Here is a 23,650-nt window from a genome sequence, read left to right on the forward strand (position 1 = left end):
CCCGGCGATCAGGGGTTCGGCGGGTCGGCCACGGCCTGGCCGTTGCCCAGCATCCACAGCATGATGGTCTTCTGGCGCACGTAGTTGGCGCGCACATAGGCGTAGACCAGGCCGTGCCAGCCGTCGCGGAAGCCGCCACGGAACACGAAGCCGCGCCAGAACCGCCAGGCCGGGGCCAGCACCAGCTTGCCCAGCGTGGCCCGCTTGCCGCGTGCGAACTCGTGCTCGGCCATCATCCGCGCGTACTTCTCGGTCTTGGCCAGCTGATGCTGCAGGGAGCGGTAGGGATAGTGGACCAGGTCGCCGCGCAGGGTGCCGACACTGCCGTCGACGCTGGCCGCCTCGTGGATCTCGCGCTTGCCGCGCCAGCCACCGCGGCGGCGGTCGAACAGGCGCATCACCCGGTCCGGGTAGGCGTTGCCATGGCGCAGGAACTTGCCGAAGTACTCCGACAGGCGCGCGAAGCGATAGCCGGCATGGCCGGCGAAGCCACCGTCGCGGGCGTGTTCGATGGCCGCGCGCAGTTCCGGGCTGATCCGCTCATCGGCGTCCAGGCACAGCACCCAGTCGTGGCGGGCCTGCTCGACGCAGTAGGCCTTCTGGCTGCGGAAACCATCGAACGCGCGCTGCAGCACGCGGGCGCCTGCGGCCTCGGCGATGGCCACGGTGGCATCGGTGGAGTACGAGTCCACGACGATGATCTCGTCGCAGAAGGCCAGCGATGCCAGGCAGTCGCCGATGCGGCCGGCCTCGTTGAACGCGATAATGCAGGCCGAGATGCGAGGCCGTTCGATGGGAGCGGTCGTGGAGGACATGATGGCCGGGTACCTGTTGTTTGCGACGGAGCGCTATGCGCTGCCTATTCTCGCCCCGTTGGTGCAGGCCTTGCACGCCTCCGGGCAGGAGGTGGCGGCCTGGTTCGAGGACGGCGCGGCCGGCAGCAGCCTGCCGGGCGTGCCCAACATCGGCCTGAAACAGGCCCTGGCGATGCGGCCGCGTGCCGTGTTCAGCGCCGCCAACTGGGTGCCGACCTTCCTGTCCGGCGCCAAGGTGCAGCTGTTCCATGGCTTCAACGTGGAGAAGCGGGACAGTGCGCGCGGCCACTTCCGGGTGCGCGGCATGTTCGACCTGTACTGCACGCAGGGGCCGGCCACCACCGGGCCGTTCCGTGAGATCGCCGCCCTGCAGGGCCACTTCGCGGTGGCCGAGACCGGCTGGCCGAAGCTGGACCCGTTGTTCCGCGACGACGGTGGCGAGAGCGCCGCGTTGCGCGCAGCGGCGGGCGGGCGTCCGGTGATCCTGTTCGGTTCGACCTTCACCGAGCGCCTGAGTGCAGCGCCACACCTGCATGCGCAGATCGCCGCCGACATCGCCGAGGGCAACCGCTACTGGCTGCTGACCCTGCACCCGAAGTGCCCACCGGAACTGTTCGAGCGCTACCGCGCGCTGGCCGGTGCCAATGCCCGCTTCATCGAGCCGGAGCAGGTGATGGCCGCGCAACGCGCCGCCGATGTGCTGGTGTCGGACACTTCGTCGATCGTTTCGGAGTTCATCGTCCAGCACAAACCGGTGGTGACCTTCCGCAACCGCGTGCCCAAGCCGCACATGATCGACTTCGACGATCCGGCGCAGCTGCCGGCGATGCTGCAGCGTGCGATGCATCCGGACGCTGCGCTGCAGGCGGAGATCGTGCGCTACGCCGACGCCATCCATCCATACCGCGATGGCCTGTCCAGCGAGCGGGTGATCGCGGCCACCGAGGATTTCCTGTCCGGTGAAATGGGTGTGTTGCGGCGCAAGCCATTCGGCAGCTGGGTGCGCGACATGCAGATCCGCAAGGACTTGGGGTACTGGGGCCCGTCGCAGCGCTGATCGGGTTGATGTGGATCCACGCCATGCGTGGATGCACGGCCCCGCTCGCGGTAGTGCCGGCCGCTGGCCGGCAACCTCGGGAATGTCTGCGGCTGCCGGCCAGCGGCCGGCACTACCTGTATTGCTTACCAGCGCAGCTTGCGCCGTGCCAGCGCCGCCGCCAGCTGCTCCATCACGTGTTGCGCCTGCGCCCGCGGCAGGTAGTGCAGGGTCAACGCCACATCACCGTGTGCACCCGCGGTATCCAGCTGCAGGCTGCTGGTGCCGAGCAGCTTGTCCAGCGGTGAACGCTGCAGGCGCAGGCCCTGCACCTTGTCCAGTTCGGCCCAGCGCCACCATCGCTTCCACCAGCCGCCGCGCACGGCCACGTAGTGGTCATCCAGGTACCAGCCCATGCGCGCCATCTGCCGATGTGCCACCAGCAGCGCCACCGGCAGCCAGGCCAGCACGACCAGCCCCCATGATCCCCAGCGCCAGTACGCGGCTGCTGCCAGCAACGGCACCAGCACCAGCGCGCCCAGGCACAGCCGCCACCAGCCACGCTGCGGAATGGACTGCCATCGCGCCGGCGGCCACTGCAGTTGTGGCAGCAGGTGCTGCACCAGCTGCGTGCAGCGCTCCTGGGTTGCCAGCGGCGCCAGCTCGCGCAGGGCGCGGTCCTCGTCGCGCGAAGGGCCGCCGGCAGCGCTGTCGATCCGCAGCTGGCGCAGGCCGAACCAGCGATGCAGGGTGCTTTCGCGCAACGTCCAGGCCTGGATGCGGCGACGCGCGACACTACTGCGGGTGCGGCTGAGCAGGCCGGCCGACACGGTCAGGCGGCGATCCTGCTCGCTGAGGGTGAAGCCGTGATAGCGCAGCAGGGTCAGCACCACCGACAGCGCTCGCAGCGCCAGCCAGCCCAGCAGCAGTGCGGCAGCCAGCAGCAGGAAGGCGCCGGCCACGCCGGGATGCAGGTGGCTGGCATAGCCGAAGGCTTCCTGGCCGCCACGCTGGATGGCAGCGTCCATCACCGGCCGCGGCACGGTCTGGAACAGCACACCGAAGGCGGCGATCGCCAGTGCCCAACCGCGGTTGGAGAGCAGGCCCATGCGCACCACGTCCCAGCTCGACAGGCGCAGCAGCACCTGTTCGGCGTCGGCCCCGGTGAGCGAGGGGGCGGCGACAACGTCAGCGGCCTGCGGTGCCTGCCCACGCTGGCGCACCAGTCGTTCCAGCGCCAGCGCCTGGTCCAGCTTCAGCACGCGCATCTCCGCTTCCGGGCGCACGCCGCCGGCCGATTCCAGGCGTAGTTCGGCCACGCCGAACAGACGGTGCAGCGGGTTCTGCCGCACTTCCACGTTGTGGATGCGGGCGAACGGGATCTCGCGGCGGTTGCGCGCCAGCAGCCCGCTGCGCACGGTGATCGCATCGCTGCCGATGCGGTAGCGGTAGCTGAGGTACTGCAGCACCGAGACCAGCACCAGCGCGGCAATCGCAGACAGCGGAATCAGCTGCGCCCACATCGGGTCGCGGTCGCCGCGCTGGCCGAACACCAGCAGCGCGACCAGCGGCAGGAAGTAGTGGCGCAGCTGCATCAGCAGCACGAACAGCCACGACCACGGGTGCAGGCGATGGTCCTCGCCACCGGCAGGCAGCGATGCGGGCAGGGGCGGCGGCAGGCTCACAGGGCGTCGGCGTCCTGGTCGAGCTGATGGGACAGGGTGTCACGCAGGCGCTCGGCGTCGGCCTCGTCCAGGCCGCTCACGGTCACTGCGCTCATGCGGGTCCCGGCGGTGTGCACGATCAGTGTGGCCAGGCCGGCACGGCGTTCCAGCGGGCCGCGACGCAGGTCCAGGTGCTGCACGCGCGAAATGGGGATGCGCGTTTCCAGCTGCCACATCAGGTCGCGGCGCAGGCCCAGGCCCTGGGCGTCCAGCCGCCAGCGGGTACGGGTCAAGCGCCGGCGGCCGAGCCAAGCGCCGAAGACGATGCCGATCAGCAGCCCAAGGGCGGCCGTCCACAGGCCGCCGGGCAGATCGAAGAACCACGCGGCCGCGGCCAACGGCAGGCCCGGCACGAACAGGCCGCCGAAGGCGCCTTCCAGTGCAGCGAGGCGGGCAGCGCGTTGCGGCAGCGACTGCCAGGCATCGGTGGGCGGGGAGGGCAGGGGGACGTCGGTCACGCGGGCTCCGTCAGGCGGCAGGGCGGGCGATGGCGGCCGAGACCGCACCGCGCAGACGGTAGCAGGTCGGCTGCGTTACTGGGCAGCCTGGATCAGCGCATCCACATCCAGCATGTGGCCTGCGCGATCAGCCTTGGTGCGCAGGTAATGCTCGTTCTCGGCGGTGATCTCGCCGGTGACCGGAATGCAGTCCAGCACCTCGATGCCAGCATTGCGCAGGCGCTGCGCCTTGGTCGGGTTGTTGCTGAGCAGGGCGACGCGCGAAATGCCCAGGCCATGCAGCATCGCCACCGCGCTGCCGTAGCGGCGCTCGTCGGCACCGAAGCCCAGCTGTGCATCGGCATCGATGGTGTCCAGACCGTCGTGCTGGTAGCCGTAGGCGCGCATCTTGGCGGCGATGCCGGTGCCGCGGCCTTCCTGGTCCAGGTACAGCAGCACACCGCCGCCCAATTCCTTCAGTTTGCGCAGGCCGCGCCGCAGCTGGTCGCCGCAGTCGCACTTGAGTGAGCCGAACAGGTCGCCGGTCAGGCACGAGGAGTGCACGCGCACAGGCACCACCGCCGACAGGTCCGGTTCGCCGACGATGATCGCGACCTGGTCGCGCTGGGCCACGCCGCCGCGGAACACCGCGAAGGTGGTCATGCCGACGTCGCGCAGCGGCACCGGCGAGCGCGCCACCAGTTCGTAGTCGTGGGCGGCGTGGGCCGCGCCCTCGGCCAGATCGCAAAGCGCCACTTCAGCAGCGCCATTGAAGGTGCTGTCATCTGCATCCAGGCGCACGGCCACCATTGCCGGCAGCAGCAGGCCCAGGCGGGCCAGCTCCACCGCGCCGGCATCGAAGGCATCTCCGGCCGTCCAGCCGTCCGGCATCGGGCCGGGCTCGCGCAGGTAGCCCAGCGAGGGCAGGGCATCGAAGGCAACGCCGGCCAGCGGCAGGCGCGCGCCTTCCGGGGCCTCCACGCCGAGCACGCGGGCGCGGGTGGCGGTCAGGAACAGGTAGTGGCGTCCGCGCGCGGCAGCGGCGAAGGCAGCGAAGCTGCTGGCGGTGGCACTGTCCAGGGCGATCACCGCCAGGCGCTGGCCCTGGCCATCGTGGAGCAGCACCGGGCGGCCGGCACGCAGTTCGGCCACCGCGCGTTCGCAGCGGATCGCGGCGGGATCGCCGAACAGGGAAGAGGCAGCAGGCATGGCAGGACCGGGGGAGGCGGACATCGCAGTCTCTATGGGGGCGCCGGCGTCGTATTCAACGTGGTGCGGCCGCCGGTCGCAGGTGACCGGACAGCCGTCAGTGCGGATGCTCTTCGGTCGCGTACGGGTCTTCCTCGCCGCTGCCCGGTGGCCGCAGCGTATAGCGCTTGTAGGTCCACTGGTACTGCGTCGGGTCGCGGCGGGCGATGCGCTCGATGCCAGCATTGAGCGCGGTGGCCGCCACCTGCGGGTCCGGATCAGCAACAGCCGGGTCGGTCGGCTCGATGTGCAGGGCGAACTCCATGTCGGGCCCGATGCGCTCGCACCAGCCATACAGCACGGTGGCGCCGGTGCGCTCGGCCAGCCGGTTGACCAGGGTCATGGTCAGCGCCTGCACGCCGAAGAACGGCACGAACACGCCATCGCCGGCCTTGGGCTGCTGGTCGGGCAGGATGCCGGTGGCGCCGCCATCCTTGAGCACCTTGAACAGTTGGCGCACGGCCGGGCCCTCGGCGCGCACCTGCTGCACGTTCTGGCCGCCGCGCACCAGCTGCAGGAAGGCGTCGCTGGCCTCGTCTTCCGGCGGCTTGTAGACGATGGCGATCTGCCCGCGCGAGGCCAGCCACTGGTTCAGCAGCTCCCAGTTGCCGAAGTGCGGCGCGGCCACGATCACGCCCTTGCCGCTGGCCAGGGCCGCGTCGTACAGGGCTTCGCCGTGGCGCTGCTTCAGGTGCAGGCGCAGGTTGTCGGCCGGCCTCTGGCTCCACAGGCGCAGGGTCTCGATGGCCTGCAGCGCGGTGGAGCGCAGCAGTTCGCGGTGCAGGCGGTCGCGCGCCGGACCGTCCAGTTCCGGGTAGGCCAGTTCCAGATTGCGCCGGGTGACGCGGCTCTCGCGGGCATTGAGACGGACCCACGTCCACGCCAGGGCGTGCGCGAATCCCCGCAGCAGCGGCCAGGGCAGGCGGGCGAACAGGGTGGTGGCGCGGTAGACCAGCCGGGCTTTTCGTTGCGGATTCATCGGCGCCAGTTTAGCCAAGGGCGCTGCTATCGTGGCCGGCCCCGTTCATTGGAAGCCCACGATGCTCGTCCTGATCCAGCGTGTCAGCCAGGCCGCCGTCCATGTCGATGATGAAGCGGTGGGCCAGATCGGCCCCGGCCTGCTGGCCCTGGTCGGCATGGAACCGGGCGATACCGAGGCCCAGCTGCAGCGGATGGCCGAGCGCCTGCTGGGCTACCGGGTGTTCGCCGACGAGGCCGGGAAGATGAACCGGTCGCTGCGCGACACCGGCGGCGGCCTGCTGCTGGTCAGCCAGTTCACCCTGGCGGCCGATACCCGTTCGGGCATGCGGCCCAGCTTCACCAGCGCCGCGCCGCCGGACGAGGCTGAACGCGGGTTCAATCGATTTGTCGACATCTGCCGTGAAAATCACGCACCAGGGGTGGAAACGGGCCGGTTTGGTGCCCATATGGTCGTCAGCCTGGTCAATGACGGTCCCGTGACCTTCCTTCTCAGGCCCTGAGCCTGCGGGACCACCGCCCGGCAGGCAGGGCCCCGGGCTGGTATAATGCTACGTTCCCTATTTCTCCCTAGCCGGTGGCGCGAGCACTACATGGCCAACGAACGTCCTGCCCAATCCGAAATCAAGCAACTGATCAGCAAGGGCCTGGAACAGGGCTACCTGACCTACGCCGAAGTCAATGACCATCTGCCGGACGACATGGTCGACCCGGAACAGATCGAAGACATCATCGGCATGATCAACGGCATGGGCATCGATGTCCATGAAGTTGCGCCGGATGTGGAAACCCTGCTTCTCAACGACGGCAACACCGGTAACCGCGAAGTCGATGACACCGCGGCCGAAGAAGCCGCCGCCGCGCTGAGCGCGCTCGACACCGAAGGTGGCCGTACCACCGACCCGGTGCGCATGTACATGCGCGAAATGGGCACCGTCGAGCTGCTGACCCGCGAAGGCGAAATCGCCATCGCCAAGCGCATCGAGGAAGGCCTTTCGCAGGTCCAGGCCGCCCTCGGCCAGTTCCCGGTTTCGGTCGAGTCGCTGCTGACCGATTACGAAGCCCACAAGGAAGGCAAGAAGCGCCTGGCCGAAGTGATCGTCGGCTTCAACGACCTGGCCGACGAAGTGCCTGCGCCGGCCGCTGCCGCGTCCGATGACAGTGACGATGCCGACGCCGAAGGCGACGAGGACGAGGACGATGATGTCGAGGGTGGCGAGGAAGAAGCCGCACCGACCGGTCCGGATCCGGAGGAAGTCGCTGCGCGCATGCAGGCGCTGAGCGATGCCTTCAATGCCTTCAAGAAGGCGGCGACCAAGGGCGACAAGAAGAACCTGCCGCGCCTGCGCGAAGAGATGTCGGCGGTGTTCGTCACCCTGAAGCTGCCGCTGCCGCTGACCGACGTGCTGACCAAGCAGCTGCGCGACACCATGGCGTCGATCAAGGCCCATGAGCGCCGCGTGCTGAACCTGGCGACCGTTACCGCCCGCATGCCGCGCAAGGACTTCATCCGCTCCTGGGAAGGCAACCAGACCAACCTGGAGTGGGTGGAAGACGCACTGAAGCGCAAGCAGAAGTGGTCTTCGGCCCTGCGCGAAGTGAAGGACCAGATCATCGCCGAACAGCAGGCGACGATCGACATCGAGAAGCTGACCCAGCTGGACCTGGAAGAGCTGAAGGAAATCAGCCGTGCCATGGCCTACGGTGAAGCCAAGGCGCGCAAGGCCAAGAAGGAAATGGTCGAGGCCAACCTGCGCCTGGTGATCTCGATCGCCAAGAAGTACACCAACCGTGGCCTGCAGTTCCTCGACCTGATCCAGGAAGGCAACATCGGCCTGATGAAGGCCGTGGACAAGTTCGAGTACCGCCGCGGTTACAAGTTCTCGACCTATGCCACCTGGTGGATCCGCCAGGCGATCACCCGCTCGATTGCCGACCAGGCACGCACCATCCGTATTCCGGTGCACATGATCGAGACGATCAACAAGTTGAACCGCATTTCCCGCCAGATGCTCCAGCAGTACGGCCGCGAGGCTACGCCGGAGGAGCTGGCCAAGGAAATGGACATGCCGGAAGACAAGATCCGCAAGGTGATGAAGATCGCCAAGGAGCCGATCTCGATGGAAACCCCGATCGGCGACGACGAGGATTCCCATCTGGGCGACTTCATCGAGGACACCAACGTGGAGTCCCCGATCGAGAACACCACCAACATCAATCTGTCTGAAACCGTGCGCGACGTGCTGGCTGGCCTCACCCCGAGGGAAGCCAAGGTGCTGCGCATGCGCTTCGGCATCGACATGAACACCGACCACACGCTGGAAGAGGTCGGCAAGCAGTTCGACGTGACCCGCGAGCGCATCCGCCAGATCGAAGCGAAGGCCCTGCGCAAGCTGCGTCACCCGAGCCGCTCGGAGCAGCTGCGCAGCTTCCTGGATATCGATTGATTTCCAGCGGCTGTTGAAGCGTTGAGAGAAACCCCGCCTGGTGCGGGGTTTTTCTTTGGTGGGCAACGGGACATGCCCGACGGGTCTTGCCGATGTCGCATCTGCCGTTTGAATTCTTCCTGCGACGGTCGCACGCTGACCGCGCAGATGCTCAACACATCCCGTAGGCGGGCCGGTCATCACCGGCGCCGATGCAAGCGCGCGGCAGGTCTCGTGCAACTCGCATGGCCTGCTGCACTGATTCGTCATGCATCTGGAGTCACGCCATGAATGATGTGGAGCACGATGTTCCCGAACCCGTGCAAACCGATTTCCCGCCACTGCTGGACTGGGATGAGGTGATGCGGGATGAGTGCGAGGATCGGTTGGGGTTTGCACGCCGTACGACGTATGCGCTGCTGACGCTGTCTGAGGCCGGATTGCTTGCCGGCTTCAGTGGCGACAACCAACAGGGACTGGAGGAGATCAGAAGGATGGTCGCGTTGTTCCAGGCATACCTGAGGCGGCAGGTATGGCTCGCGGAAGCAGCGGAGCGGCGGTTGGGGCGTATTCGGAGGCGCTTGCCGCCGCCGGGTAGCCGATCGAGCGCGGCCTCCACTACACTGTGACGCTGCGCCGGGCCTATAGCTCAACGGTTAGAGCAGGGGACTCATAATCCCTTGGTTTCAGGTTCGAATCCTGATGGGCCCACCATCGAATCAGGCACTTAGAATCATCCGCAGTGCCTTCGTCGTCAAGCCAGTACCGCACGGTGACCGCTCGGTGACCGTTTACGCTCCGCTGCTGTCGCAGTTGGCCGCCGGTTGCCCCACATCCTCGGGCGTCCACTGCGGTGCGCTCCTGCGTGCCCGGATCCAACGCTGGATGTCGCTCTGGTACCAGCGAGTTCCGCCGCCGACCTTGTGCCTGGGCGGGAAAGTGCCCTTCTCCATCTCGCGGTAGATATAGCTCTTCTTCATCCCGGTCTGGGCTTCGACCTGCTCGAGCTTCAGCAGGACTTCGGGCATGTTCTCAGCTGCGCCCATCTCGGGCCTCCGTTACTTCAGTGGTGGGCGCCAACAGCAGCGCGGTGTGCGAATCTGACCGTGCCGTGGTCACAAGGTTTGCGATCTGTGTCAGGTCCATTGTGGGGTCATCGAAAAGGGCGAGGCCGATCTGGGCAGTAAGCCGCTGGGTCGCTGTCGCCGCCAGTGGCGCCGGCGTGTCGATGGTGGCGAGGGCGTATGCGCGCCAGGCGTCGCACGCGGCCTGCAGCTGCGGCTCGCCGGCAAACGTGAAGGTCAATGCGCGGCCGCCGCCGCTGGCGGGGTGCGTGCTGGTCAGGGCGGTTTCGAGCGCTGCCGCAACCGCTATGGCTGCGCGCTGCTGGTGGATCAGTTGTGACCGCTCGCCCGCGGCGGCCTTGATGTGCTCAACGGTCAATGTGATTTCTCCTTCGTATGCTCATCGATTGATTTACGCAGCTGCGCAATTCGGAAACCCCATTCGTCCCTTTCCCGCTTGCCTTCACGCTTCAACGCTCGCTCCAGTCGGTCGAGCAGCGGGAGAACCCAGGAGGGATTGAACGGCTGGGGTTTCAGCGCGATAGGCGCCGGCGGCTTGGGCGGGTTGCAGTACGGATCGGCCCAATCGAAAGGGTCGTTACAAACGGTGCAGTGCGTTCGGTCCGCCGACCAGATGTGATCACGATCCTCCCCAGCCCTGCGGAGCTCGTGGAGCAAAGGCTGGGTGTAGAGCGCCCGCACTCGTTCGCCAGATGCAAGGGCCCGGTACCACTGTTTTTCATCGATCTGATACCAGAACGATCCGCCCCACTGCTCGAGCCTGACGGCCCGCTGCTGGCCAAACAGACACATCAGCGTGGTGGCCCATCGATTCACCTGATCGGCCGGCACTGCATGACCGGCGCGGCCTGCGGCTCGCATCTCGCGCACGGCGTCACTCGCAGTCGGCGGCGGTGCTGTGGTCAAGGTCGAAGCATCGCCGCTCATGCTCCGCCCTCGAGCAGCATCTTGGGATCGATGTTCCACCCGGCCTCGCGAGCTGCACGCAGGCGCAGCTCGTTGGCGTCGAACTCGTCCAGCTGCAGCGTTGTGATCGCGCCCTCAACCTGATGCGGCTGCAGGGGACGGGAAGTTCGGCCAAACGCGCGCCAAACACTGAATACCTGACAGCCCCAGGCAGGCGCAAGGCATGCCAGCTGCTTGCCGTGCTCCCGGCAGTGGCGGCGGATCATGTCGCGCGCTGTTACGTGCGCGGGCGCCGGGCCGCGAAGAGCAGCGCGGATTGATGCGGCGTTGCCTCCTGGGCTCATGCGACGTCTCCAAACGAAAGGCCAGGCTGTGCGACCCGGATTCGTGCCTCGGCGATTGCGGCGTATTCGGGGTTCAACTCGCACCCAACCCACTGCCGACCCAGGCGCTCGGCGACCACTGCGGTTGTGCCGGCCCCCATAAAGGGGTCCAGCACCAGGCCGCCGGCAGGCGCGCCTGCCAGGATGCACGGCTCGATCAGCTGTTCGGGATAGGTCGCGAAGTGGGCATCGCGGAACGGGCGGGTGGCCACTGTCCAGACGCTGCGCTTGTTGCGCGCCCCATCCCGGCCCGCCGCATCCAGGCCATCCTGCGTGCTGCCGCAGGCAGCGTGCCTGGGTGGAACTGCTGCCCGGCTGCGGCGCTTCTGCGGCTTCTGGCCAGGCACTTCGTAGTCTGACCGGTCCCAGCGATTCCGGGCGGCCATAGGGTCATGGGCTGCCTGCTCGCGAATGGCGCCGGCGTCGAAGTAGTAGCGCGGCGACTTGCTCAGCAAGAACAGGTACTCATGCCCCTTAGTGCAGCGGTCGGTGACGGATTCGGGCATCGGGTTGGGCTTCGACCAGATCACGTCCTGACGAAGGAACCAGCCGTCCGCCTGCAGGGCGAAAGCGACGCGCCAGGGGATGCCCATCAGATCCTTGTGCTTGAGCCCTGCCGGGATCTGCGATGACCGGCGCGCGTGTGCCTGCCGGACCGAGACGTGAGGCGATAGGCCCCCCTGCAGTCCCGTGGCGCCAACGCTGCCGTTCGGCTTGCTGGCATAGCTGTCGCCCAGGTTGAGCCAGAGCGTGCCGTCATCGCGCAAGAGGCGGTGAACCTCGCGGAACACAGCGACCATGTGGCCTACAAAGGCTTCCGGGGTGGGCTCAAGGCCCAGCGCGCAACGCATGGGCGCAACCGTCACCTTTGCGCCCAGGATTGAGTAGGAAACGGCGTCCCAGGCGTTTGCCGGCATGCCGTAGTCGCGCAGCCCATAGTAGGGCGGACTCGTGACGCAGGTTTGCACAGAGCCGGCGGCCATGCCGCGCATCACTTCCAGGCAGTCTCCGACGTGGATCATGCGGCAGCCCTCATCGCCTGGATGACTTCACAGGCCTTCGGCGGGCACACCGCGTTGCCCATCATCTGCATGCCGTCCTTCTTGTTCGTCGGCAGCAGGTAGTGCTTCGGGAAGCCCATGGCGATCTTGGATTCCTCGACCGACACCATGCGCATGCGGTCGCCGTCGATGATGCTCCAGCGGTCGCGGGTGGTGATCGTGCCGATAGGGCGGTCCAGCGATCGGCCAGTCAGCCCGGAGCCGGTGCCGAAGTAGGGCGCCACGAAGCGATCGCCGAACGCCGCCCGGCCTGCGCGCACCCTGGCGATCGTTGCCGCGGCGCGGCCAGGGCGCTCAACGGGTGTCCAGGTGCCGGCGTTGAAGTCGATGAAGCTGCTCGCGGGAACGTGCGGCATCTTCGGCAGCGTCAGCTCCAGCGGATGCTTGCTCTTGGTGAGCACGATGAAAATGCGCACGCGGTGCTGCGGGACGCCGAAGTCGGCGGCATCCAACAGGTGCGGGCTGACTGCGTAGCCCAGCGCAGTGACCGCGGCGCACCAAGCCGGGAACAGCTTCCACTTCAGGAAGGCCGGAACGTTCTCGACCAGGGCGGCCTCGGGCGCCTTGCATTCCAGCGCTGACACAACGGCCCAGGCGGTCGAGCGCGTGGCGTCATGGTGCGGGCGTTCCTTGCCGCGGGCCGGTGTGTGGCCCTGGCAGGCCGGCGAAGCCAGCAGCAGATCGAAGTCGGGGAGCTGCGTCCAGTCGGCCTGATGCAGATCCTGGCAAACGTGCTGGGCGCGCGGATGGTTTGCCGCGTGCGTCTCGACGGCTGCAGGCCAATGGTTCGCGGCCCACACCACTTCGCAGCCAGCCTGCTCGGCGCCCTCAGTAAACCCGCCGCCGCCGGCGAACAGATCGATAGCCTTCATGGGGTGCCTCCCTTCGCGTGATTCATGACTTTCTGCGCCTCGGCCATGTCGCCGCGCGCCAGCGCCTGCAGGGCCAAGCCCCGTGCTTCCCAGGTGCGCACGGTTGCCGGCCGAGCCTCGGATAGATCCACGCCGGACATGCTGGCCAGCTGACAGCCGACCTCGCGGTGGTCGATTGCCTCAGCCATGAGCGCACCTCCGCCAGCACCAGCGCAGCCCATTGCGCGCGGCGCGGCATGCGCGGCTGATCGCCCACAGGGTGGTGATGCCGGCCAGGAACCCGGCCAGGGCGAACACGTGGACCATTGCAGCGGTGAGCAGCTGGTCAGCCATTGGTCGGCTCCTTCTGCTGGAAGTGGTGCACGACGATGACCGCGCCGGGCAGGCCGCTTTTGCCTCGCCATATGCGATCAGGCAGATAGGGCCTCCGCTATTGCCGCGTGCGCGGGTGCCGTCTGGCCGGTGGAAATGAGGGCGGTTTGCCAGCATCAGCACGGCACTGGCGCGGCGCCACACGTAGCGCTGGAACATAGCTGTCTCGGTTCGAGCGAAGGCCAGAGCGATGCCGTTGCCGTGATCGGCCATGTGCGCCAGCCACGCCTCGGTGTGACGGCCGAAGGGAGGGTTGCACCACACACGGCCATGCCACTCTGCAGACAGTCCGTCCTCTGGCAGCTCGATGTGCCGGGCAGCGGTCGGCCAGGGGCGCGGCGACGGAGCCGCGCACGGGTCAAGGTCGAACGCGCCAAGCGCAGCGATGATCTCTGGAGGGGTCAGCCACGTGTGAGCGGCTGCCTCCGGTCGTGCGGCATAGGGATGCGCACGGCTCATTTGCCCACCGCCTGGCTGTCGGCCTTCCGGATCGCGTCCAACTCGGCTCCGGCGGTTTCGGCCCAATCGGGGCCGTGAGCGAGGTAGTGATTCAGCATGAACCGGATCACCGCCGCCTGTTCTTCCTCCGCCTTGCGCGGAATCGCGTCACCGCGCATGCGCAGGACTTTGGCCCACGGACTGCACCAGAAGTTGGGGCGCCCGAGAATGTCGCGCACTTCCGGCGCGTCAGGGATCGACGCAGGTGCCAGGTCCACGGCCTGCGCGGGATGCTGGTAGTGAATCGGATTGGGCACATCCGGGCGAGCGTTCATCATCAGTTTCCAGCACTGAGCGGCACCTTGCGTCTCGATATACTGCTGCCCGTGCGCGTCTGGTGGTTCAACCCAGCTACCCGCTCTCAGCATCGCCTCAGTAGGCTCCACCGGCACCAGCACGTAGCCCTCGGGCGGCGTGAGGGCGGCAGGGTCCAGCACCGTCAGAGACCACACGCGCTCAACATTCAGCAGACCAGCGCGGGACGGGTGCGGGTCGTGGACCATCTTGCCGTCCCGCATTACCACGAAATGTCCGCACCCACGTTCTGAGGGGCCGTCAGCCAGATACAGACCAGCCGGGTAGTGGCTTGGGGAGTGCATTGAGAGTGCGAAACCGCGCGAACGCACGAACGCTTCTAGTGCCTCCCAGTACTCGCTTCCGGCGAGGCCCTGCATGCTGGGCACTTCATCCAGCCGCATACCGAACAGGGATGCCAGTGCCGCTTCGGTGCAATTCCCAGTGCAGACTTCCGGCGCCTGATTGGGGTCATAGAACTTGGTCTGGGTGACCCAGCGATCCCCCTGACCACCCGGGGAGGGCTGGGCAGAGAGGGCGGATTGGATGGCGCGTACAGCTTGGCCGCAGGTAACCCCGATCTCGTCGTCGCCCACGTTGGTGAAAACGTGCTTTTCGTAACCATACATCTGCGCCGCAAGCAGCTCCCGCGCCCGCTTCTCGATAGTCGGCCCATCCCCCAGCCTCACCCTCGCACCGGGCTGCACGTCCGCCAGGGTCTTGTTGTCGGTGGTCATGCCTCGATCCTCTTGAAAGTGACTACCCAGACCCACGGGTTGTCTTTCCAATTACCGCCGGTGCTATCCCATAGGGAGGCGAAGCAACCGACCGCTGAATTGCTGTAGTGGGTGCCAAACTCGATGTCGAAGCCGTTTGCTTCGTCCTGCTGCACACCCTCGGCCAAGCAGTCCGCCTCACTGATCTGCTGCAGGCGCTCCAGGCGCACTTCGGTGATTTCCAGCACCAACCGGCAGGCCCGACGTGGCATGTGGATGCTTGGGATCCATGGGGAGCGGTCCATGCCTTCCACATGAGCAATCTCGATCCCGTCGGCTCGGTAGTGGTATCGCTCCGGGTCAGTCCATTGGTTCCGCACTTCATCCCAGGCGTTGGTCCATGTCTCCCGAACCCATAGACGGTCACCGGGCCGCCCGAAGGGGCATGCGCGCTCGATCACGTGCTGCGGTTCGCTCTCCAGCACCAGCGCGCCGGGGGCGTAGACGTTGCCCAGGTCCGGGTGCTTCACCGCCTTCGCCACGCGCCGGGTCTGCGTCTTGTGGCCAGCCAAGATGGCGCGCACCATGGCGCCATTCATCAGAATCGGACGCTCAGACATGCCCTACACCCGCGTGGTTTCCGGATGGCACCTGGACATCGACTCGCAGCACATCACTGACGAGGGCCCGATTCCGTTCTGGCGCGCTGAGGTCGAGGTGTGGCGTGAAGGCGACGATGCGCCTGCGTTCCGCGACCACACGCTCGCGCACCACGACAGTCAGGACGAGGCCGAGCGCATTGCCGAGGGCATGGGCGCTGACTACGCGCGTGCGCACCCGCTGGACCTGGACTGACAGATCAGCCACAGCTGGCCTCCTTCGCGTTGATCAGCACGACCTGCCGGACGGCGTTGTCGCTCAGGTGCCGCGCGCTGTCCGCAATGTCCTTGAACACCTCCCGCAGGTGGTGTTGGGCACTGATGGGGAGGGTCGTCAGCACGGGGCCATTCCGGCGCCGTGCCTCGGCCTGGCACTGGCTCAGCAGGTCGGCCAGTACCGGATTGCACGCCGCGCGCTCTTCACCGTTCAGGGCCGCATCCAGCTGCCGCAGCTGGTAGTTGTGGGCGTCCTGCTCAAGCGAGAGCATCGCGTCCTGGCTGACCAGTGGCGCTGCAGCAGCGAGGCCGGCGCGGATGGCGTCGGCGTAGCCCTTCTGGCTGCCATGTGCGGCATAGGCAGCGCGGAATGCTTCGACCGCGCTGTCGGGAATGGGGTGGGGCGTGGGTGAGGCGCTGGGCTGAGGCTGTTTCATCGGGAGATCTCAGGCTGTGGTGGCGGCCGGCTTCTCGGCCATTGCTGCCAAACGCTCGAGGCGCACGGCTTCGGCGATGTAGTGGTCGTGTCGGTCCTGTCGGACCTTCGCGGAGAAGAACGGATCGGCCAGGGCGTTCTCGGCCGCAACGCGGTTGGCCTTGGCCAGGCGGGCTGGGTCGTGGTCGAAGATGTCGAGCTGGTTGCGGAGGTCCATGGATGCTGCCGGCGAAGCGTCAGCGGAGTTGTGTGCGTGGCCAGAGAGCCGGCATCTGCCGTTGCCACGCCGCGTAGCCCACCCGGATGCCCTTCTTGAGCGAGCGCTGCAGGATCTGGCCAAACTGGACGCGGAGCGAGAACCAGCGGCACGGGTGGGTAGCAACTGCCGCCGCGTACCTCTGCAGCCTCTCTTCGGGCGTCGGTGTGGCCGTGCTGACGATCACCGCGTCTAGGCCGCCGCCGATTGGATGCAGGCCGTCCATCAGCGCACCAACCTGTGCAGGTTCGGCGCGACGCGCTGTCGCTGTTCTTCCGCCTCGCGCTGACGCTGTGCGCTCGCCTGGTGCGTGCAATACACGCGGTAGGGATGTCGGCGGGGGCGCTTCGCGCGCTCCAAGGCCGCGCGCTGGTCCGGCGTGAGTTCCGGTGCGGGGAGCTTGATGGCCGGAGCTCTCATGCCGCACCACACTTGGAGACCGTGTAGCCGCGTCCGCGAGTGGCGAGGATTCTGTAACCGTGCGCTGCGATCTTGCCGCGCAGGCGGCAGATCGCCACCTCGATGGTGTTCGACTTCCGCCCGGAGGCACCGTAGATCTGCTGCTCGATCTGCAAGCGACTGATCGGTGCATCGCCTGCGGCCAAGATCAGCTCCAGGACTTTCGCCTCAGTAGGGCTGAGCGGCAGGCGCTGGCTGCCGATCATTGCCGCGCGCGGCTCGATCTGGATGCCGGTGATCACGGTGCCACCTCGACAAATGCCAGGCCGCTCATCACGCACTGCGCCCGGGCCAGCACGGGGGAGGTGCTCGGCTCTTTGCCGTCTGCAGTCGACAGGGGGACAACCGCATTGGCCCGGACGCATCCCTCGATGGACACCTGGTAGGAGCCGGACTGCACTGCGTCAACGGCATCTAGGGCCAGCTGCCAGCGCGCAGACTGGAAATCGTTGCTCAGGGCCGTGGCGACACCGGCGGCGCAGTCCGGGACGCGCTGCGCCTCGCTGAAGGCATTGAGGGTCGTGTGGGCGATGGTGGCGCGCAGGCCCCAATCGTTGGCCGTGGCCAGTTCGTACACCGCCAGTGCAGCGCAGATGCGGGGGCTGGTGATCACCAGGTCGCGCGGGGTGTCGGTGGCGCGCTCGTTGGCGGGTGCGTCCGAGGGAGCAGCCCAGCCAACCAGGGCCAGGAGGACAAAACAGGCGATCACGGCGAGCCCGATGCGGGCCGTTCGCTTGGTGCTTTTGGTCAGGGGCATGAACTCTCTCCGTTGCCCGAGAAGTCGGGCACGGAGAGAGTGTTACCTACAGGTATCCTTTACGTCAATACCTTTAGGTAACGTTTTGGTGGATCAATCAGCGAGTTCGACTTCGGTCTGATAGGAAGCCAGGGCCTGGCGGTACTCCTGGACTGCGGGGGAGCGCTCAACTTCTCGCGAGGTCACGCCACGCACGAGGAAAGTGCTGTACGGATCCCAAGTTGAGTACACCCGTTTGGCAGCCTCCCTTAGCTCGTTGGAACCATTTGTCGCGGGGATGGCCTTAAGCGAGGAAAGCAGGTTCCCTCGCGCCTCAGTCAAACAATCAACGATCTTTTGCCGGTCTGCATCTAGGGATCGACCGCTGTACTGCTTCGCGAATGCAAGATCGCTTGACGCAAGCTCACAGTAGAAGCTTGCCCTGCGTGCAGCCTGAAAGAACGCATCGTCCTTTAGAGGCTTGGCTTGCACGACCGGGGCAATGGCTAGCATGGCGATGAGGGAGATTGGCAGCTTCATTTTGGTGTTTCCTTGTCAATCATGTACGCAGATGGTGCCGCCAAGTGGCAGCTAGAAGCGTCGGAAGCCTGCATGTACAAGCGCCTTTCCACGGATGTTCAGGTCGTCCACATCGCAACGCCATTCTTTAAATTCAGGATTGGCGCTTACGACGTACATGCCGTCCACACGCTTCTGAAGCATCTTGATTTGGGTCTCCCCGTTGTAGCTGATCAAGTAGTAGTCGTCGCCATCGAAGTAGTCACAGGCGGTGTCTATCCACACAATGTCGCCGTCTTCGATCTTGGGCCGCATCGACGGCCCTCGTCCTGTGATGATCTGGATCCGACCTGCCCGGGGCAGAAAGCCTAGCTTCCGGCGCACTTCCCACTCAGCGACTTCCATGACCCGCATGACTTCTGGATAGTCCTGGTTGACCACCCCAATACCCATGCCTGCTGCTCCCTCCAAAAGCTGGAAGCGAACGTATCCCGGAGGCGTCTCAGACACTGAGAAGATTGGAGGAGAGGCGTTCTGATCGAAGTAGTCGGGGTAGGCGAGGGTCAATTCGGCCCACACATCCTCTCCGATGCGCTTTCCGCCAGCCTTCCCCGGCTCGTAAAGCATCCGCGACACATAGCTCGCGTCCTTGCCGACCTTCGCGGAGATCTGGGCTATTCCGCCTCTTCCCAGGGCATCTACCAGCCTTTTCAGCGCCGTTCGGCGCGCTTCGTACTTGTCCATGCCGCTATTCCAAGGGTTGATTACCTGCAAGTAAATTCCCTGCGGGTATTGCATCGATGCTTACCCGGAGGTATTGTTTTGGTATGGACACACTTCGCACCTACCTCGGCACCTTGGCGCCAGACGATCAGGCGGCTTTTGCTGTCCGGGCTGGAACGACGATTGGCTATCTGCGAAAGGCCCTGAGCAAACGGACGCGGTTCGACGGAGCGCTGGCTCGGCGGCTGGACGAGCAGAGCGGGGGACAAGTCTCCCGAAGCGAGCTGCGGCCCGACATTTTCGATCCGCCTGGAGCTGCCATCGTCGACCCAGACGCCGGCCGCATCGTGCCAGTGGAGGGGGCCTGAATGAAGATCCCCGATCGGCTCAATCCGAGGTTGTGGCTAAGGAACTGGCTGCTGAAGCCGGGCCTCTCGACTCGGATCAACACCACCGCCCAGGGCGAACCCAGGGCGGTGGAGTACGGGCGCGGAATCACGCCGTTGAACCTGACAGAGGTTCGATCAATCAGGTTCAGTGCCGAGGAACGCCTCCAGCACCCTGTTGGCGTAGCTGTTTCGCGGCTTCCAGCAGCGCGTTCGCAATTGTCTCCGCCTGCTGGGCTGACAGCATCGACGCAATCTGAACCGGAGGCGCCGTCCTCACCCGAACCTGGCTGATCACCAGCGTGACCACGTTGTGTTCCCTGTCGATTGCGGCTTCGAACCCATCCAGTGGGAAAAACATAGGTTCCTTCTGTTCCATGTCGCCTCCTTGCGGGCTGTGTTGGTAGCACATCCAGCCTATCGCAAGGAGGGCGGCTCCAAGCCTTTGAAATCCGGTCGTCCTGTCCATGTCGACCACTTTGCATCGCCTCCCGAGGTGCGTAAATGAAGCCAGATCCTCAGTACCACGAACCCCGCTCAGCGGTGGTGTTCCGACACACGACGGATGCCATCCGCAACAGCGCGCACACAGACTCCAGCCTGGCCCAGGCGATTGCCGAGCAGTACATGGCGGACGTAGCCCCGGGCGAGCGCATCCTGCAGTTCCATGTAGGCATCGACGCCGACAGTGCCGAGAAGGCGCTGAAGGCCAACGGCCAGATCATCGCCCGCATCCGCAATGGCACCGTCAAGATGCCGGTGGACCTGGAAGAGTCGTGGGTCCGCGCGCTGCCGCCGCAGTGGCGCGATGCCTGCTCCCGCGAGCTGGCTCGGCGCTACGGCTTCCTTGGTGCCCGTATCCCAATGATGGAGCCGCACGCCGGCGTCTTGGCCGTTGCCCGCCTTTCGGTCGAGTTTGGTCACACGCTCGAGGCGCTCACCAATATCCTGGCCGACGGCCGCATCTGCCCGAAGGACATTCCCGAACTGCGCAGGGCGCTGGACGAGATTGGGCAGTTGGAGGCGGAGCTGATCACCGCCAAGCGATACGTCACCGGACACCTGCACGAGCTGGCCCCGCGCGCTGTCGCAGGGAGCGCCGCATGAGCGCGTCAGCGATGGTTAGCTGGGCCATTACGGTGGTCGGCGAGTTCGAGGGAGCCGGCCGCCGAATCCCGGATGCGGTGGTGCCGCTGCTGCCGATGGTCGAGGTGGTGCTGTGGGCGAAGGAGCAGCCCTGGCCGCTACGCATGGAAGACCTGCAGCAGCGCTTCAACCTCTCACGCGCAACCGCCTACCGCTGGTATGGCGCACTGCTGGACTTGCACGACCCCGCCGCCGCTCGGCGCCGCCTGCCGGCGGCCACAGTGATGCGTGGATCAATGTTCCGCGCGCTGCAAGATGCTGCGCGGCAGGCTGATGCCCCTGGTGGTGCTGTATGAGCCCCATCGCGAGCCTCGGGACTGTTTGCGGTCCCCAGCGTGCCACAGGCTTCACCGAGACACCTCCTCGCGTGCGTGATCATCGCCGCAAGGCGGCGCTCGATGGCCAGTGCCAGACGAAAATCATCATGGATTTCGTGCTCTGGGCGAGCACCTGCTGCCCGTTCTTTCCCACCGTGCTGCAGGTGCAGGAGCGCTTCAACGTCAGCCGCGCCACGGCATTCCGGTGGCGCCGCACGTTGGCAGATTCCCTGTGCCTGGCCGAGATGCCACGCAACCCTTGCCCAGGCCATCAACCTGAGCCGGTGCCTATGGCGCCGCTGCTGCGCGGTGCGGGGGGCAGGGCGTGATCTACTTCGAGATGTACCCGGGCGACTACCTGAAGGACACCACTCGGCTGGGCCTGACGGACCACGGCGTCTACTTCAAGCTGATGCTGGCCTACTACTCGGAAGAGCAGGCCCTGCCGGAAAGCCTGGCGGAGCTGTACGTCATCGCCGGTGCCATCACTGCAAGCGACAAGGCTGCGGTCAAGAAGGTCGCTGAGCGCTACTTTCCCGTGGCCGAAGATGGCTTGCGGCACAGCAAGCGCTGCGATGAACAGATCTCCAAGGCCCAAGGCCGCATCGCAGAGGGCCAAGGTCGCCGTGATGCGCGAAAGAGCAACGAAACCGAGCGGCAGGCGCGGACCCGCGCACGCAGGACGATGCTGTTCGAAGAGCTGCGAGCCGTGGGCGTGGTGCCGGAAGGCCTGATAACGATGGCTGAGCTTAAGGCCCTACATGTCACGCATGTCACACACAACGAAAGCGTGACAAATGCCGCCATGTCACGCGTGACAGACCGTGACATGTCACGCCAGTCACACGTGAAAGTGGGTGTGAAAACAGGTGTGAACACGGGTAACCAGACCCCAGACCCCAAATCTATTACTCCAGATACATCACTGCACACTCAAGGATCTCTAGGGGGTGTGACTGATGCGGGGCGTGCGTGCCTGCTGATGCGGCAGGCGGGGTGCCATTCGACCAACCCTAGCCACCCTGAGCTGCTGGCGGCCCTGGAAGAGGGCGTGACGCCGGAGGCGCTGGGGCACACGGCCGCCGAAGGGCTGGCGCGCTCGCCTCCAGTTTCAAATCCGTTCTCTTGGGCGATCAAGACCGCCCGCAACCGCCACGCGGCCGGCGCAACGCCAGCAAATCCCGACACCACCGGAGGCCCCAATGCAAACCCTCAATTCGGTTCTGCCGAACACGTCGCCGAGCAGCGGCGACTCCACGAACAGCGCGCGGCAGCTGGCGGCTTTGGCGGATCAGGCGGCGACGTCATCGAAGGCGAATTCCAATGCGTCCAGCACTGACCCGGACCAGCGCGCGGTGAGCGCCCTGTGGACCGTGTGGGAGCGCATGGCCGGCATGTTCCCAGGCAAGTGGGTGCGGGAGAACGGCGCAGCGCCGGTGAACAACGCTGGCAGCCTGACCACCGCCGGTGAACTGTGGTTCCAGGTGATGTCCGGAATCACCCCGCGGCAGGTGGCTGAGGGGTTGGCCAACTGTCTGCGCAGCGCGCTGCAGTGGCCGCCGAACCCCGGCCAGTTCCGTGCCATGTGCCTAGGCGTGCCGGCGCTGGCGGAGGTCGACGGTCAGATGCGGCCGGGGCAGGCCCACAGCGGGTTCACCGTGCTGGTTCGGTCGAAGCTGGACCTGCACGCCTACCGCACTGCCGAGAGCGGAGCGCTGCAGCAGCGCATGCTGGCCAACGCCTACGAGCGGGCAGTGAAGCACGTCATGGACGGCGGAGCCGTACCTGCACCGGCGGCAGCGCTGCCTGCTCCCAAGCACGAGCCGCAGGTGGTCCGCGATCGCGATGCCGCACGTAGCGCTATGGCCATGGCCGCTGCAGAGCTGGGCTTCGGAGGCGCGCATGGAGCCGGCTGACATCCGCATCTACCAGCGGCACCTGATGCTGTTCTGCCTCGGGATCCACGGTGACAGCACCGCAGCTGAAGCGCTGGAGCTGATGGGGAACGCTGCACTGGAGGTGGGGGCACCACGCGAGGCCATGCTGCTGACCACGGCCGCCGCCGCCGGCCTGCTGCGCGAACTGGACCGCGATGGCTTGGTACGCCGCTGCGAGAACCGCGACAGCGCCCGCCACGGTCGGCCGGAAGCCACCTGGGCGGTCACCGACGCCGGCCGGGTGGACTGCATGCCGCTCCCGCCCTCGGGGCAGCAGCAGCTGGCCATGCCGCAGCTGGCACCGGCACCGACCCACTGCACCCGTGGCGGTCTGTCGATGGAGCAGCTGATGGGCCTCCTCAACGTGGAGTTCGACTGCATGCTCGAACAGATGGACCGGGAGCACCAAGCCGCGCAACAGCGCGCCCGGCACGAGTTCGATGCATTCCGGCAGCGCGCGATGCGCGTTTGGGGCGCTGCGGAGGCATCCACCTGATGCCGCCGAAGAAGACATCCAGCCGCTCGCTGCGCTACGCCACCACGCAGGACATGCCGGAGGGCATGCGTCGCCTGGTGCAGTCAAGTACGGCCGCCGCCGCACTGGCGCCGACCGCACCGCGCGCGTATCGGCCGCCGACGGCGAGCCAGTCTGCCGGAAGCGGCAACGCCGCCGGCAAGGTCGCGCGTGGCCGGCCCCGCCATGTGCCCGGGGAGATGAACAAGACCGAGGAGGCCTACGCCGCGCACCTGGCGCTGCAGCTGGCCGCCGGCGAGATCGCGTGGTTCCGGTTCGAGTCCGTGAAGCTGAAGTTGGCCGAGAAGACCCACCTCACCATCGACTTCTTCGTGATGACGGCCGCCGGCGACCTTGAGGCCCACGAGGTGAAGGGCTTCTGGGAAGAAGACGCCCGCGTGAAGGTGAAGGTGGCCGCCGAGATGTACCCGTTTCGATTCCTGGCAGTCCAGCGCGCCCCTGGCGGCGGCTGGAAAACGGAGGTGTTCTCTTGAA

The 23,650-nt window shown here is 66.4% G+C and carries 35 protein-coding genes and 1 tRNA gene; 13 read left to right on the plus strand and 23 right to left on the minus strand.

The features are described 5' to 3' along the window. Positions 1–8: 8 nt before the first annotated feature. On the minus strand, positions 9–815 hold the full coding sequence (locus BKE09_RS13790) for a glycosyltransferase family 2 protein (protein ID WP_075676085.1): 807 nt from the start codon (positions 813–815) through the stop codon (positions 9–11). Between BKE09_RS13790 and BKE09_RS13795 the strand changes: the two genes are divergently transcribed. Further along, positions 814–1,872: a CDP-glycerol glycerophosphotransferase family protein gene (locus BKE09_RS13795; RefSeq protein WP_075676086.1), complete on the plus strand. Its 1,059-nt coding sequence runs from the start codon at positions 814–816 to the stop codon at positions 1,870–1,872. The genes BKE09_RS13790 and BKE09_RS13795 overlap by 2 nt on opposite strands. A 125-nt stretch (positions 1,873–1,997) precedes the next feature. Here the strand turns inward: BKE09_RS13795 and BKE09_RS13800 are convergent, their stop codons facing one another. From BKE09_RS13800 to BKE09_RS13815, 4 genes are all read right to left on the minus strand, one after another. Next, positions 1,998–3,536 carry a PH domain-containing protein gene (locus BKE09_RS13800; RefSeq protein ID WP_075676087.1) on the minus strand — a complete coding sequence of 513 codons (1,539 nt, stop codon included), beginning with the start codon at positions 3,534–3,536 and terminating at the stop codon, positions 1,998–2,000. Continuing rightward, positions 3,533–4,033, minus strand: coding sequence for a PH domain-containing protein (locus tag BKE09_RS13805; RefSeq protein WP_075676088.1), 501 nt, complete (start codon positions 4,031–4,033; stop codon positions 3,533–3,535). Before BKE09_RS13805 ends, BKE09_RS13800 begins: the two co-directional genes overlap by 4 nt. 75 nt (positions 4,034–4,108) lie before the next feature. Continuing rightward, complete coding sequence (gene ribA / locus BKE09_RS13810) at positions 4,109–5,245, minus strand: GTP cyclohydrolase II RibA (RefSeq protein WP_075676089.1); 1,137 nt, start codon at positions 5,243–5,245, stop codon at positions 4,109–4,111. Positions 5,246–5,318: 73 nt separating this feature from the next. After that, complete coding sequence (locus BKE09_RS13815) at positions 5,319–6,239, minus strand: lauroyl acyltransferase (protein WP_075676090.1); 921 nt, start codon at positions 6,237–6,239, stop codon at positions 5,319–5,321. A 61-nt stretch (positions 6,240–6,300) separates the two neighbouring features. On the opposite strand from BKE09_RS13815, the gene dtd reads away from it, so the two are divergent. The 4 genes from dtd (at position 6,301) to BKE09_RS13835 (ending at position 9,378) form a co-directional block, all read left to right on the plus strand. After that, on the plus strand, positions 6,301–6,741 hold the full coding sequence (gene dtd / locus BKE09_RS13820) for a D-aminoacyl-tRNA deacylase (protein WP_075676091.1): 441 nt from the start codon (positions 6,301–6,303) through the stop codon (positions 6,739–6,741). 90 nt (positions 6,742–6,831) lie between these two features. Then, positions 6,832–8,685, plus strand: coding sequence for an RNA polymerase sigma factor RpoD (gene rpoD, locus BKE09_RS13825; RefSeq protein WP_032128565.1), 1,854 nt, complete (start codon positions 6,832–6,834; stop codon positions 8,683–8,685). A gap of 266 nt (positions 8,686–8,951) precedes the next feature. After that, positions 8,952–9,293 (plus strand): hypothetical protein, encoded by a 342-nt coding sequence (locus BKE09_RS13830; RefSeq protein WP_075676092.1) that lies wholly within the window; start codon positions 8,952–8,954, stop codon positions 9,291–9,293. Positions 9,294–9,302: 9 nt separating this feature from the next. Continuing rightward, a tRNA-Ile gene (locus BKE09_RS13835) sits at positions 9,303–9,378 on the plus strand. Positions 9,379–9,455: 77 nt separating this feature from the next. Here BKE09_RS13835 and BKE09_RS13840 read toward each other — a convergent pair. The 10 genes from BKE09_RS13840 to BKE09_RS13880 form a co-directional block, all read right to left on the minus strand. After that, positions 9,456–9,710, minus strand: a complete 255-nt coding sequence (locus BKE09_RS13840) for an AlpA family phage regulatory protein (protein ID WP_080473173.1) — start codon at positions 9,708–9,710, stop codon at positions 9,456–9,458. Further along, a complete protein-coding gene (locus tag BKE09_RS13845; protein WP_075676093.1) occupies positions 9,697–10,107 on the minus strand; it encodes a hypothetical protein in 411 nt (136 codons plus the stop codon). The genes BKE09_RS13840 and BKE09_RS13845 overlap by 14 nt, the downstream gene beginning before the upstream one ends. Next, the gene (locus BKE09_RS13850) at positions 10,104–10,676 is read right to left on the minus strand and encodes a hypothetical protein (RefSeq protein ID WP_075676094.1); all 573 of its coding nucleotides are present in this window, start codon (positions 10,674–10,676) and stop codon (positions 10,104–10,106) included. Before BKE09_RS13850 ends, BKE09_RS13845 begins: the two co-directional genes overlap by 4 nt. Next, a complete protein-coding gene (locus BKE09_RS13855; RefSeq protein WP_240502910.1) occupies positions 10,673–10,999 on the minus strand; it encodes a hypothetical protein in 327 nt (108 codons plus the stop codon). Before BKE09_RS13855 ends, BKE09_RS13850 begins: the two co-directional genes overlap by 4 nt. Then, positions 10,996–12,060, minus strand: a complete 1,065-nt coding sequence (locus BKE09_RS13860; protein ID WP_075676096.1) for a site-specific DNA-methyltransferase — start codon at positions 12,058–12,060, stop codon at positions 10,996–10,998. The genes BKE09_RS13855 and BKE09_RS13860 overlap by 4 nt, the downstream gene beginning before the upstream one ends. After that, the gene (locus BKE09_RS13865) at positions 12,057–12,971 is read right to left on the minus strand and encodes a DNA cytosine methyltransferase (protein ID WP_075676097.1); all 915 of its coding nucleotides are present in this window, start codon (positions 12,969–12,971) and stop codon (positions 12,057–12,059) included. Before BKE09_RS13865 ends, BKE09_RS13860 begins: the two co-directional genes overlap by 4 nt. Further along, on the minus strand, positions 12,968–13,159 hold the full coding sequence (locus BKE09_RS13870; protein ID WP_075676098.1) for a hypothetical protein: 192 nt from the start codon (positions 13,157–13,159) through the stop codon (positions 12,968–12,970). The genes BKE09_RS13865 and BKE09_RS13870 overlap by 4 nt, the downstream gene beginning before the upstream one ends. Continuing rightward, positions 13,152–13,304 (minus strand): hypothetical protein, encoded by a 153-nt coding sequence (locus tag BKE09_RS23525; RefSeq protein ID WP_170871749.1) that lies wholly within the window; start codon positions 13,302–13,304, stop codon positions 13,152–13,154. The genes BKE09_RS13870 and BKE09_RS23525 overlap by 8 nt, the downstream gene beginning before the upstream one ends. Positions 13,305–13,798: 494 nt before the next feature. Beyond that, on the minus strand, positions 13,799–14,872 hold the full coding sequence (locus tag BKE09_RS23640) for a hypothetical protein (protein WP_075676099.1): 1,074 nt from the start codon (positions 14,870–14,872) through the stop codon (positions 13,799–13,801). After that, a complete protein-coding gene (locus BKE09_RS13880; protein ID WP_075676100.1) occupies positions 14,869–15,471 on the minus strand; it encodes a hypothetical protein in 603 nt (200 codons plus the stop codon). Before BKE09_RS13880 ends, BKE09_RS23640 begins: the two co-directional genes overlap by 4 nt. On the opposite strand from BKE09_RS13880, the gene BKE09_RS13885 reads away from it, so the two are divergent. After that, positions 15,470–15,706 (plus strand): hypothetical protein, encoded by a 237-nt coding sequence (locus BKE09_RS13885; RefSeq protein WP_075676101.1) that lies wholly within the window; start codon positions 15,470–15,472, stop codon positions 15,704–15,706. The genes BKE09_RS13880 and BKE09_RS13885 overlap by 2 nt on opposite strands. 4 nt (positions 15,707–15,710) lie before the next feature. On the opposite strand, the gene BKE09_RS13890 is transcribed toward BKE09_RS13885, so the two are convergent. The 8 genes from BKE09_RS13890 to BKE09_RS13930 all read right to left on the minus strand — a co-directional run bounded on the left by BKE09_RS13890 (position 15,711) and on the right by BKE09_RS13930 (position 19,620). After that, positions 15,711–16,163 (minus strand): hypothetical protein, encoded by a 453-nt coding sequence (locus BKE09_RS13890; RefSeq protein ID WP_075676102.1) that lies wholly within the window; start codon positions 16,161–16,163, stop codon positions 15,711–15,713. Positions 16,164–16,172: 9 nt separating this feature from the next. Further along, entirely contained in the window at positions 16,173–16,379 is a 207-nt protein-coding gene (locus BKE09_RS13895; RefSeq protein ID WP_075676103.1) for a hypothetical protein, read from the minus strand. Positions 16,380–16,398: 19 nt separating this feature from the next. Further along, positions 16,399–16,644, minus strand: coding sequence for a hypothetical protein (locus tag BKE09_RS13900; protein ID WP_057503151.1), 246 nt, complete (start codon positions 16,642–16,644; stop codon positions 16,399–16,401). Between the two features lie 190 nt (positions 16,645–16,834). Continuing rightward, positions 16,835–17,119: a winged helix-turn-helix domain-containing protein gene (locus tag BKE09_RS13905; RefSeq protein WP_075676104.1), complete on the minus strand. Its 285-nt coding sequence runs from the start codon at positions 17,117–17,119 to the stop codon at positions 16,835–16,837. After that, positions 17,116–17,634 (minus strand): hypothetical protein, encoded by a 519-nt coding sequence (locus BKE09_RS13910; protein ID WP_240502911.1) that lies wholly within the window; start codon positions 17,632–17,634, stop codon positions 17,116–17,118. Before BKE09_RS13910 ends, BKE09_RS13905 begins: the two co-directional genes overlap by 4 nt. Positions 17,635–17,727: 93 nt before the next feature. After that, positions 17,728–18,153 (minus strand): hypothetical protein, encoded by a 426-nt coding sequence (locus BKE09_RS13915; RefSeq protein WP_075676105.1) that lies wholly within the window; start codon positions 18,151–18,153, stop codon positions 17,728–17,730. 51 nt (positions 18,154–18,204) lie between these two features. Then, the gene (locus BKE09_RS13920; protein ID WP_075676746.1) at positions 18,205–18,876 is read right to left on the minus strand and encodes a S24 family peptidase; all 672 of its coding nucleotides are present in this window, start codon (positions 18,874–18,876) and stop codon (positions 18,205–18,207) included. 513 nt (positions 18,877–19,389) lie between these two features. After that, positions 19,390–19,620 (minus strand): hypothetical protein, encoded by a 231-nt coding sequence (locus BKE09_RS13930; RefSeq protein WP_139319654.1) that lies wholly within the window; start codon positions 19,618–19,620, stop codon positions 19,390–19,392. A gap of 125 nt (positions 19,621–19,745) precedes the next feature. Between BKE09_RS13930 and BKE09_RS13935 the strand changes: the two genes are divergently transcribed. Genes BKE09_RS13935 through BKE09_RS23745 form a run of 7 tightly spaced genes read left to right on the plus strand, consistent with a single transcriptional unit; the run spans position 19,746 to position 23,649 of the window. Next, on the plus strand, positions 19,746–20,348 hold the full coding sequence (locus BKE09_RS13935; RefSeq protein ID WP_075676107.1) for a hypothetical protein: 603 nt from the start codon (positions 19,746–19,748) through the stop codon (positions 20,346–20,348). Beyond that, a complete protein-coding gene (locus BKE09_RS13940) occupies positions 20,345–20,683 on the plus strand; it encodes a hypothetical protein (protein ID WP_139319655.1) in 339 nt (112 codons plus the stop codon). The genes BKE09_RS13935 and BKE09_RS13940 overlap by 4 nt, the downstream gene beginning before the upstream one ends. Then, entirely contained in the window at positions 20,680–21,033 is a 354-nt protein-coding gene (locus tag BKE09_RS13945) for a hypothetical protein (protein WP_075676109.1), read from the plus strand. The genes BKE09_RS13940 and BKE09_RS13945 overlap by 4 nt, the downstream gene beginning before the upstream one ends. Next, entirely contained in the window at positions 21,030–22,043 is a 1,014-nt protein-coding gene (locus tag BKE09_RS13950; RefSeq protein WP_075676110.1) for a YdaU family protein, read from the plus strand. The genes BKE09_RS13945 and BKE09_RS13950 overlap by 4 nt, the downstream gene beginning before the upstream one ends. A gap of 16 nt (positions 22,044–22,059) precedes the next feature. Continuing rightward, the gene (locus tag BKE09_RS13955) at positions 22,060–22,620 is read left to right on the plus strand and encodes a hypothetical protein (RefSeq protein ID WP_240502912.1); all 561 of its coding nucleotides are present in this window, start codon (positions 22,060–22,062) and stop codon (positions 22,618–22,620) included. Then, positions 22,607–23,137, plus strand: a complete 531-nt coding sequence (locus BKE09_RS13960; protein WP_075676111.1) for a hypothetical protein — start codon at positions 22,607–22,609, stop codon at positions 23,135–23,137. Before BKE09_RS13955 ends, BKE09_RS13960 begins: the two co-directional genes overlap by 14 nt. Continuing rightward, positions 23,137–23,649 (plus strand): hypothetical protein, encoded by a 513-nt coding sequence (locus BKE09_RS23745; RefSeq protein ID WP_240502913.1) that lies wholly within the window; start codon positions 23,137–23,139, stop codon positions 23,647–23,649. Before BKE09_RS13960 ends, BKE09_RS23745 begins: the two co-directional genes overlap by 1 nt. Position 23,650: the final 1 nt, after the last annotated feature.

Origin of the sequence: Stenotrophomonas sp. TD3 (genome assembly GCF_001939825.1) — a bacterium.
GTDB lineage: Bacteria > Pseudomonadota > Gammaproteobacteria > Xanthomonadales > Xanthomonadaceae > Stenotrophomonas.

Excerpts from the sequence above, each read along its gene's own strand:
- BKE09_RS13815 (WP_075676090.1), bottom strand. The coding sequence starts at position 6,239 with ATGAATCCGCAACGAAAAGCCCGGCTGGTCTACCGCGCCACCACCCTG.
- BKE09_RS23640 (WP_075676099.1), bottom strand. The coding sequence starts at position 14,872 with ATGACCACCGACAACAAGACCCTGGCGGACGTGCAGCCCGGTGCGAGG.
- BKE09_RS23745 (WP_240502913.1), top strand. The coding sequence starts at position 23,137 with ATGCCGCCGAAGAAGACATCCAGCCGCTCGCTGCGCTACGCCACCACG.
- BKE09_RS13860 (WP_075676096.1), bottom strand. The coding sequence starts at position 12,060 with ATGATCCACGTCGGAGACTGCCTGGAAGTGATGCGCGGCATGGCCGCC.
- BKE09_RS13960 (WP_075676111.1), top strand. The coding sequence starts at position 22,607 with ATGGAGCCGGCTGACATCCGCATCTACCAGCGGCACCTGATGCTGTTC.
- ribA (WP_075676089.1), bottom strand. The coding sequence starts at position 5,245 with ATGTCCGCCTCCCCCGGTCCTGCCATGCCTGCTGCCTCTTCCCTGTTC.
- BKE09_RS13900 (WP_057503151.1), bottom strand. The coding sequence starts at position 16,644 with ATGGACGGCCTGCATCCAATCGGCGGCGGCCTAGACGCGGTGATCGTC.
- BKE09_RS13935 (WP_075676107.1), top strand. The coding sequence starts at position 19,746 with ATGAAGCCAGATCCTCAGTACCACGAACCCCGCTCAGCGGTGGTGTTC.
- BKE09_RS13880 (WP_075676100.1), bottom strand. The coding sequence starts at position 15,471 with ATGTCTGAGCGTCCGATTCTGATGAATGGCGCCATGGTGCGCGCCATC.
- dtd (WP_075676091.1), top strand. The coding sequence starts at position 6,301 with ATGCTCGTCCTGATCCAGCGTGTCAGCCAGGCCGCCGTCCATGTCGAT.
- BKE09_RS13895 (WP_075676103.1), bottom strand. The coding sequence starts at position 16,379 with ATGGACCTCCGCAACCAGCTCGACATCTTCGACCACGACCCAGCCCGC.
- BKE09_RS13870 (WP_075676098.1), bottom strand. The coding sequence starts at position 13,159 with ATGGCTGAGGCAATCGACCACCGCGAGGTCGGCTGTCAGCTGGCCAGC.
- rpoD (WP_032128565.1), top strand. The coding sequence starts at position 6,832 with ATGGCCAACGAACGTCCTGCCCAATCCGAAATCAAGCAACTGATCAGC.
- BKE09_RS13830 (WP_075676092.1), top strand. The coding sequence starts at position 8,952 with ATGAATGATGTGGAGCACGATGTTCCCGAACCCGTGCAAACCGATTTC.
- BKE09_RS13790 (WP_075676085.1), bottom strand. The coding sequence starts at position 815 with ATGTCCTCCACGACCGCTCCCATCGAACGGCCTCGCATCTCGGCCTGC.
- BKE09_RS13855 (WP_240502910.1), bottom strand. The coding sequence starts at position 10,999 with ATGAGCCCAGGAGGCAACGCCGCATCAATCCGCGCTGCTCTTCGCGGC.
- BKE09_RS13865 (WP_075676097.1), bottom strand. The coding sequence starts at position 12,971 with ATGAAGGCTATCGATCTGTTCGCCGGCGGCGGCGGGTTTACTGAGGGC.
- BKE09_RS13920 (WP_075676746.1), bottom strand. The coding sequence starts at position 18,876 with ATGGACAAGTACGAAGCGCGCCGAACGGCGCTGAAAAGGCTGGTAGAT.
- BKE09_RS13910 (WP_240502911.1), bottom strand. The coding sequence starts at position 17,634 with ATGCCCCTGACCAAAAGCACCAAGCGAACGGCCCGCATCGGGCTCGCC.
- BKE09_RS13940 (WP_139319655.1), top strand. The coding sequence starts at position 20,345 with ATGAGCGCGTCAGCGATGGTTAGCTGGGCCATTACGGTGGTCGGCGAG.
- BKE09_RS13930 (WP_139319654.1), bottom strand. The coding sequence starts at position 19,620 with ATGGAACAGAAGGAACCTATGTTTTTCCCACTGGATGGGTTCGAAGCC.
- BKE09_RS13915 (WP_075676105.1), bottom strand. The coding sequence starts at position 18,153 with ATGAAGCTGCCAATCTCCCTCATCGCCATGCTAGCCATTGCCCCGGTC.
- BKE09_RS13795 (WP_075676086.1), top strand. The coding sequence starts at position 814 with ATGATGGCCGGGTACCTGTTGTTTGCGACGGAGCGCTATGCGCTGCCT.
- BKE09_RS13850 (WP_075676094.1), bottom strand. The coding sequence starts at position 10,676 with ATGAGCGGCGATGCTTCGACCTTGACCACAGCACCGCCGCCGACTGCG.
- BKE09_RS23525 (WP_170871749.1), bottom strand. The coding sequence starts at position 13,304 with ATGGCTGACCAGCTGCTCACCGCTGCAATGGTCCACGTGTTCGCCCTG.
- BKE09_RS13945 (WP_075676109.1), top strand. The coding sequence starts at position 20,680 with ATGAGCCCCATCGCGAGCCTCGGGACTGTTTGCGGTCCCCAGCGTGCC.
- BKE09_RS13890 (WP_075676102.1), bottom strand. The coding sequence starts at position 16,163 with ATGAAACAGCCTCAGCCCAGCGCCTCACCCACGCCCCACCCCATTCCC.
- BKE09_RS13840 (WP_080473173.1), bottom strand. The coding sequence starts at position 9,710 with ATGGGCGCAGCTGAGAACATGCCCGAAGTCCTGCTGAAGCTCGAGCAG.
- BKE09_RS13885 (WP_075676101.1), top strand. The coding sequence starts at position 15,470 with ATGCCCTACACCCGCGTGGTTTCCGGATGGCACCTGGACATCGACTCG.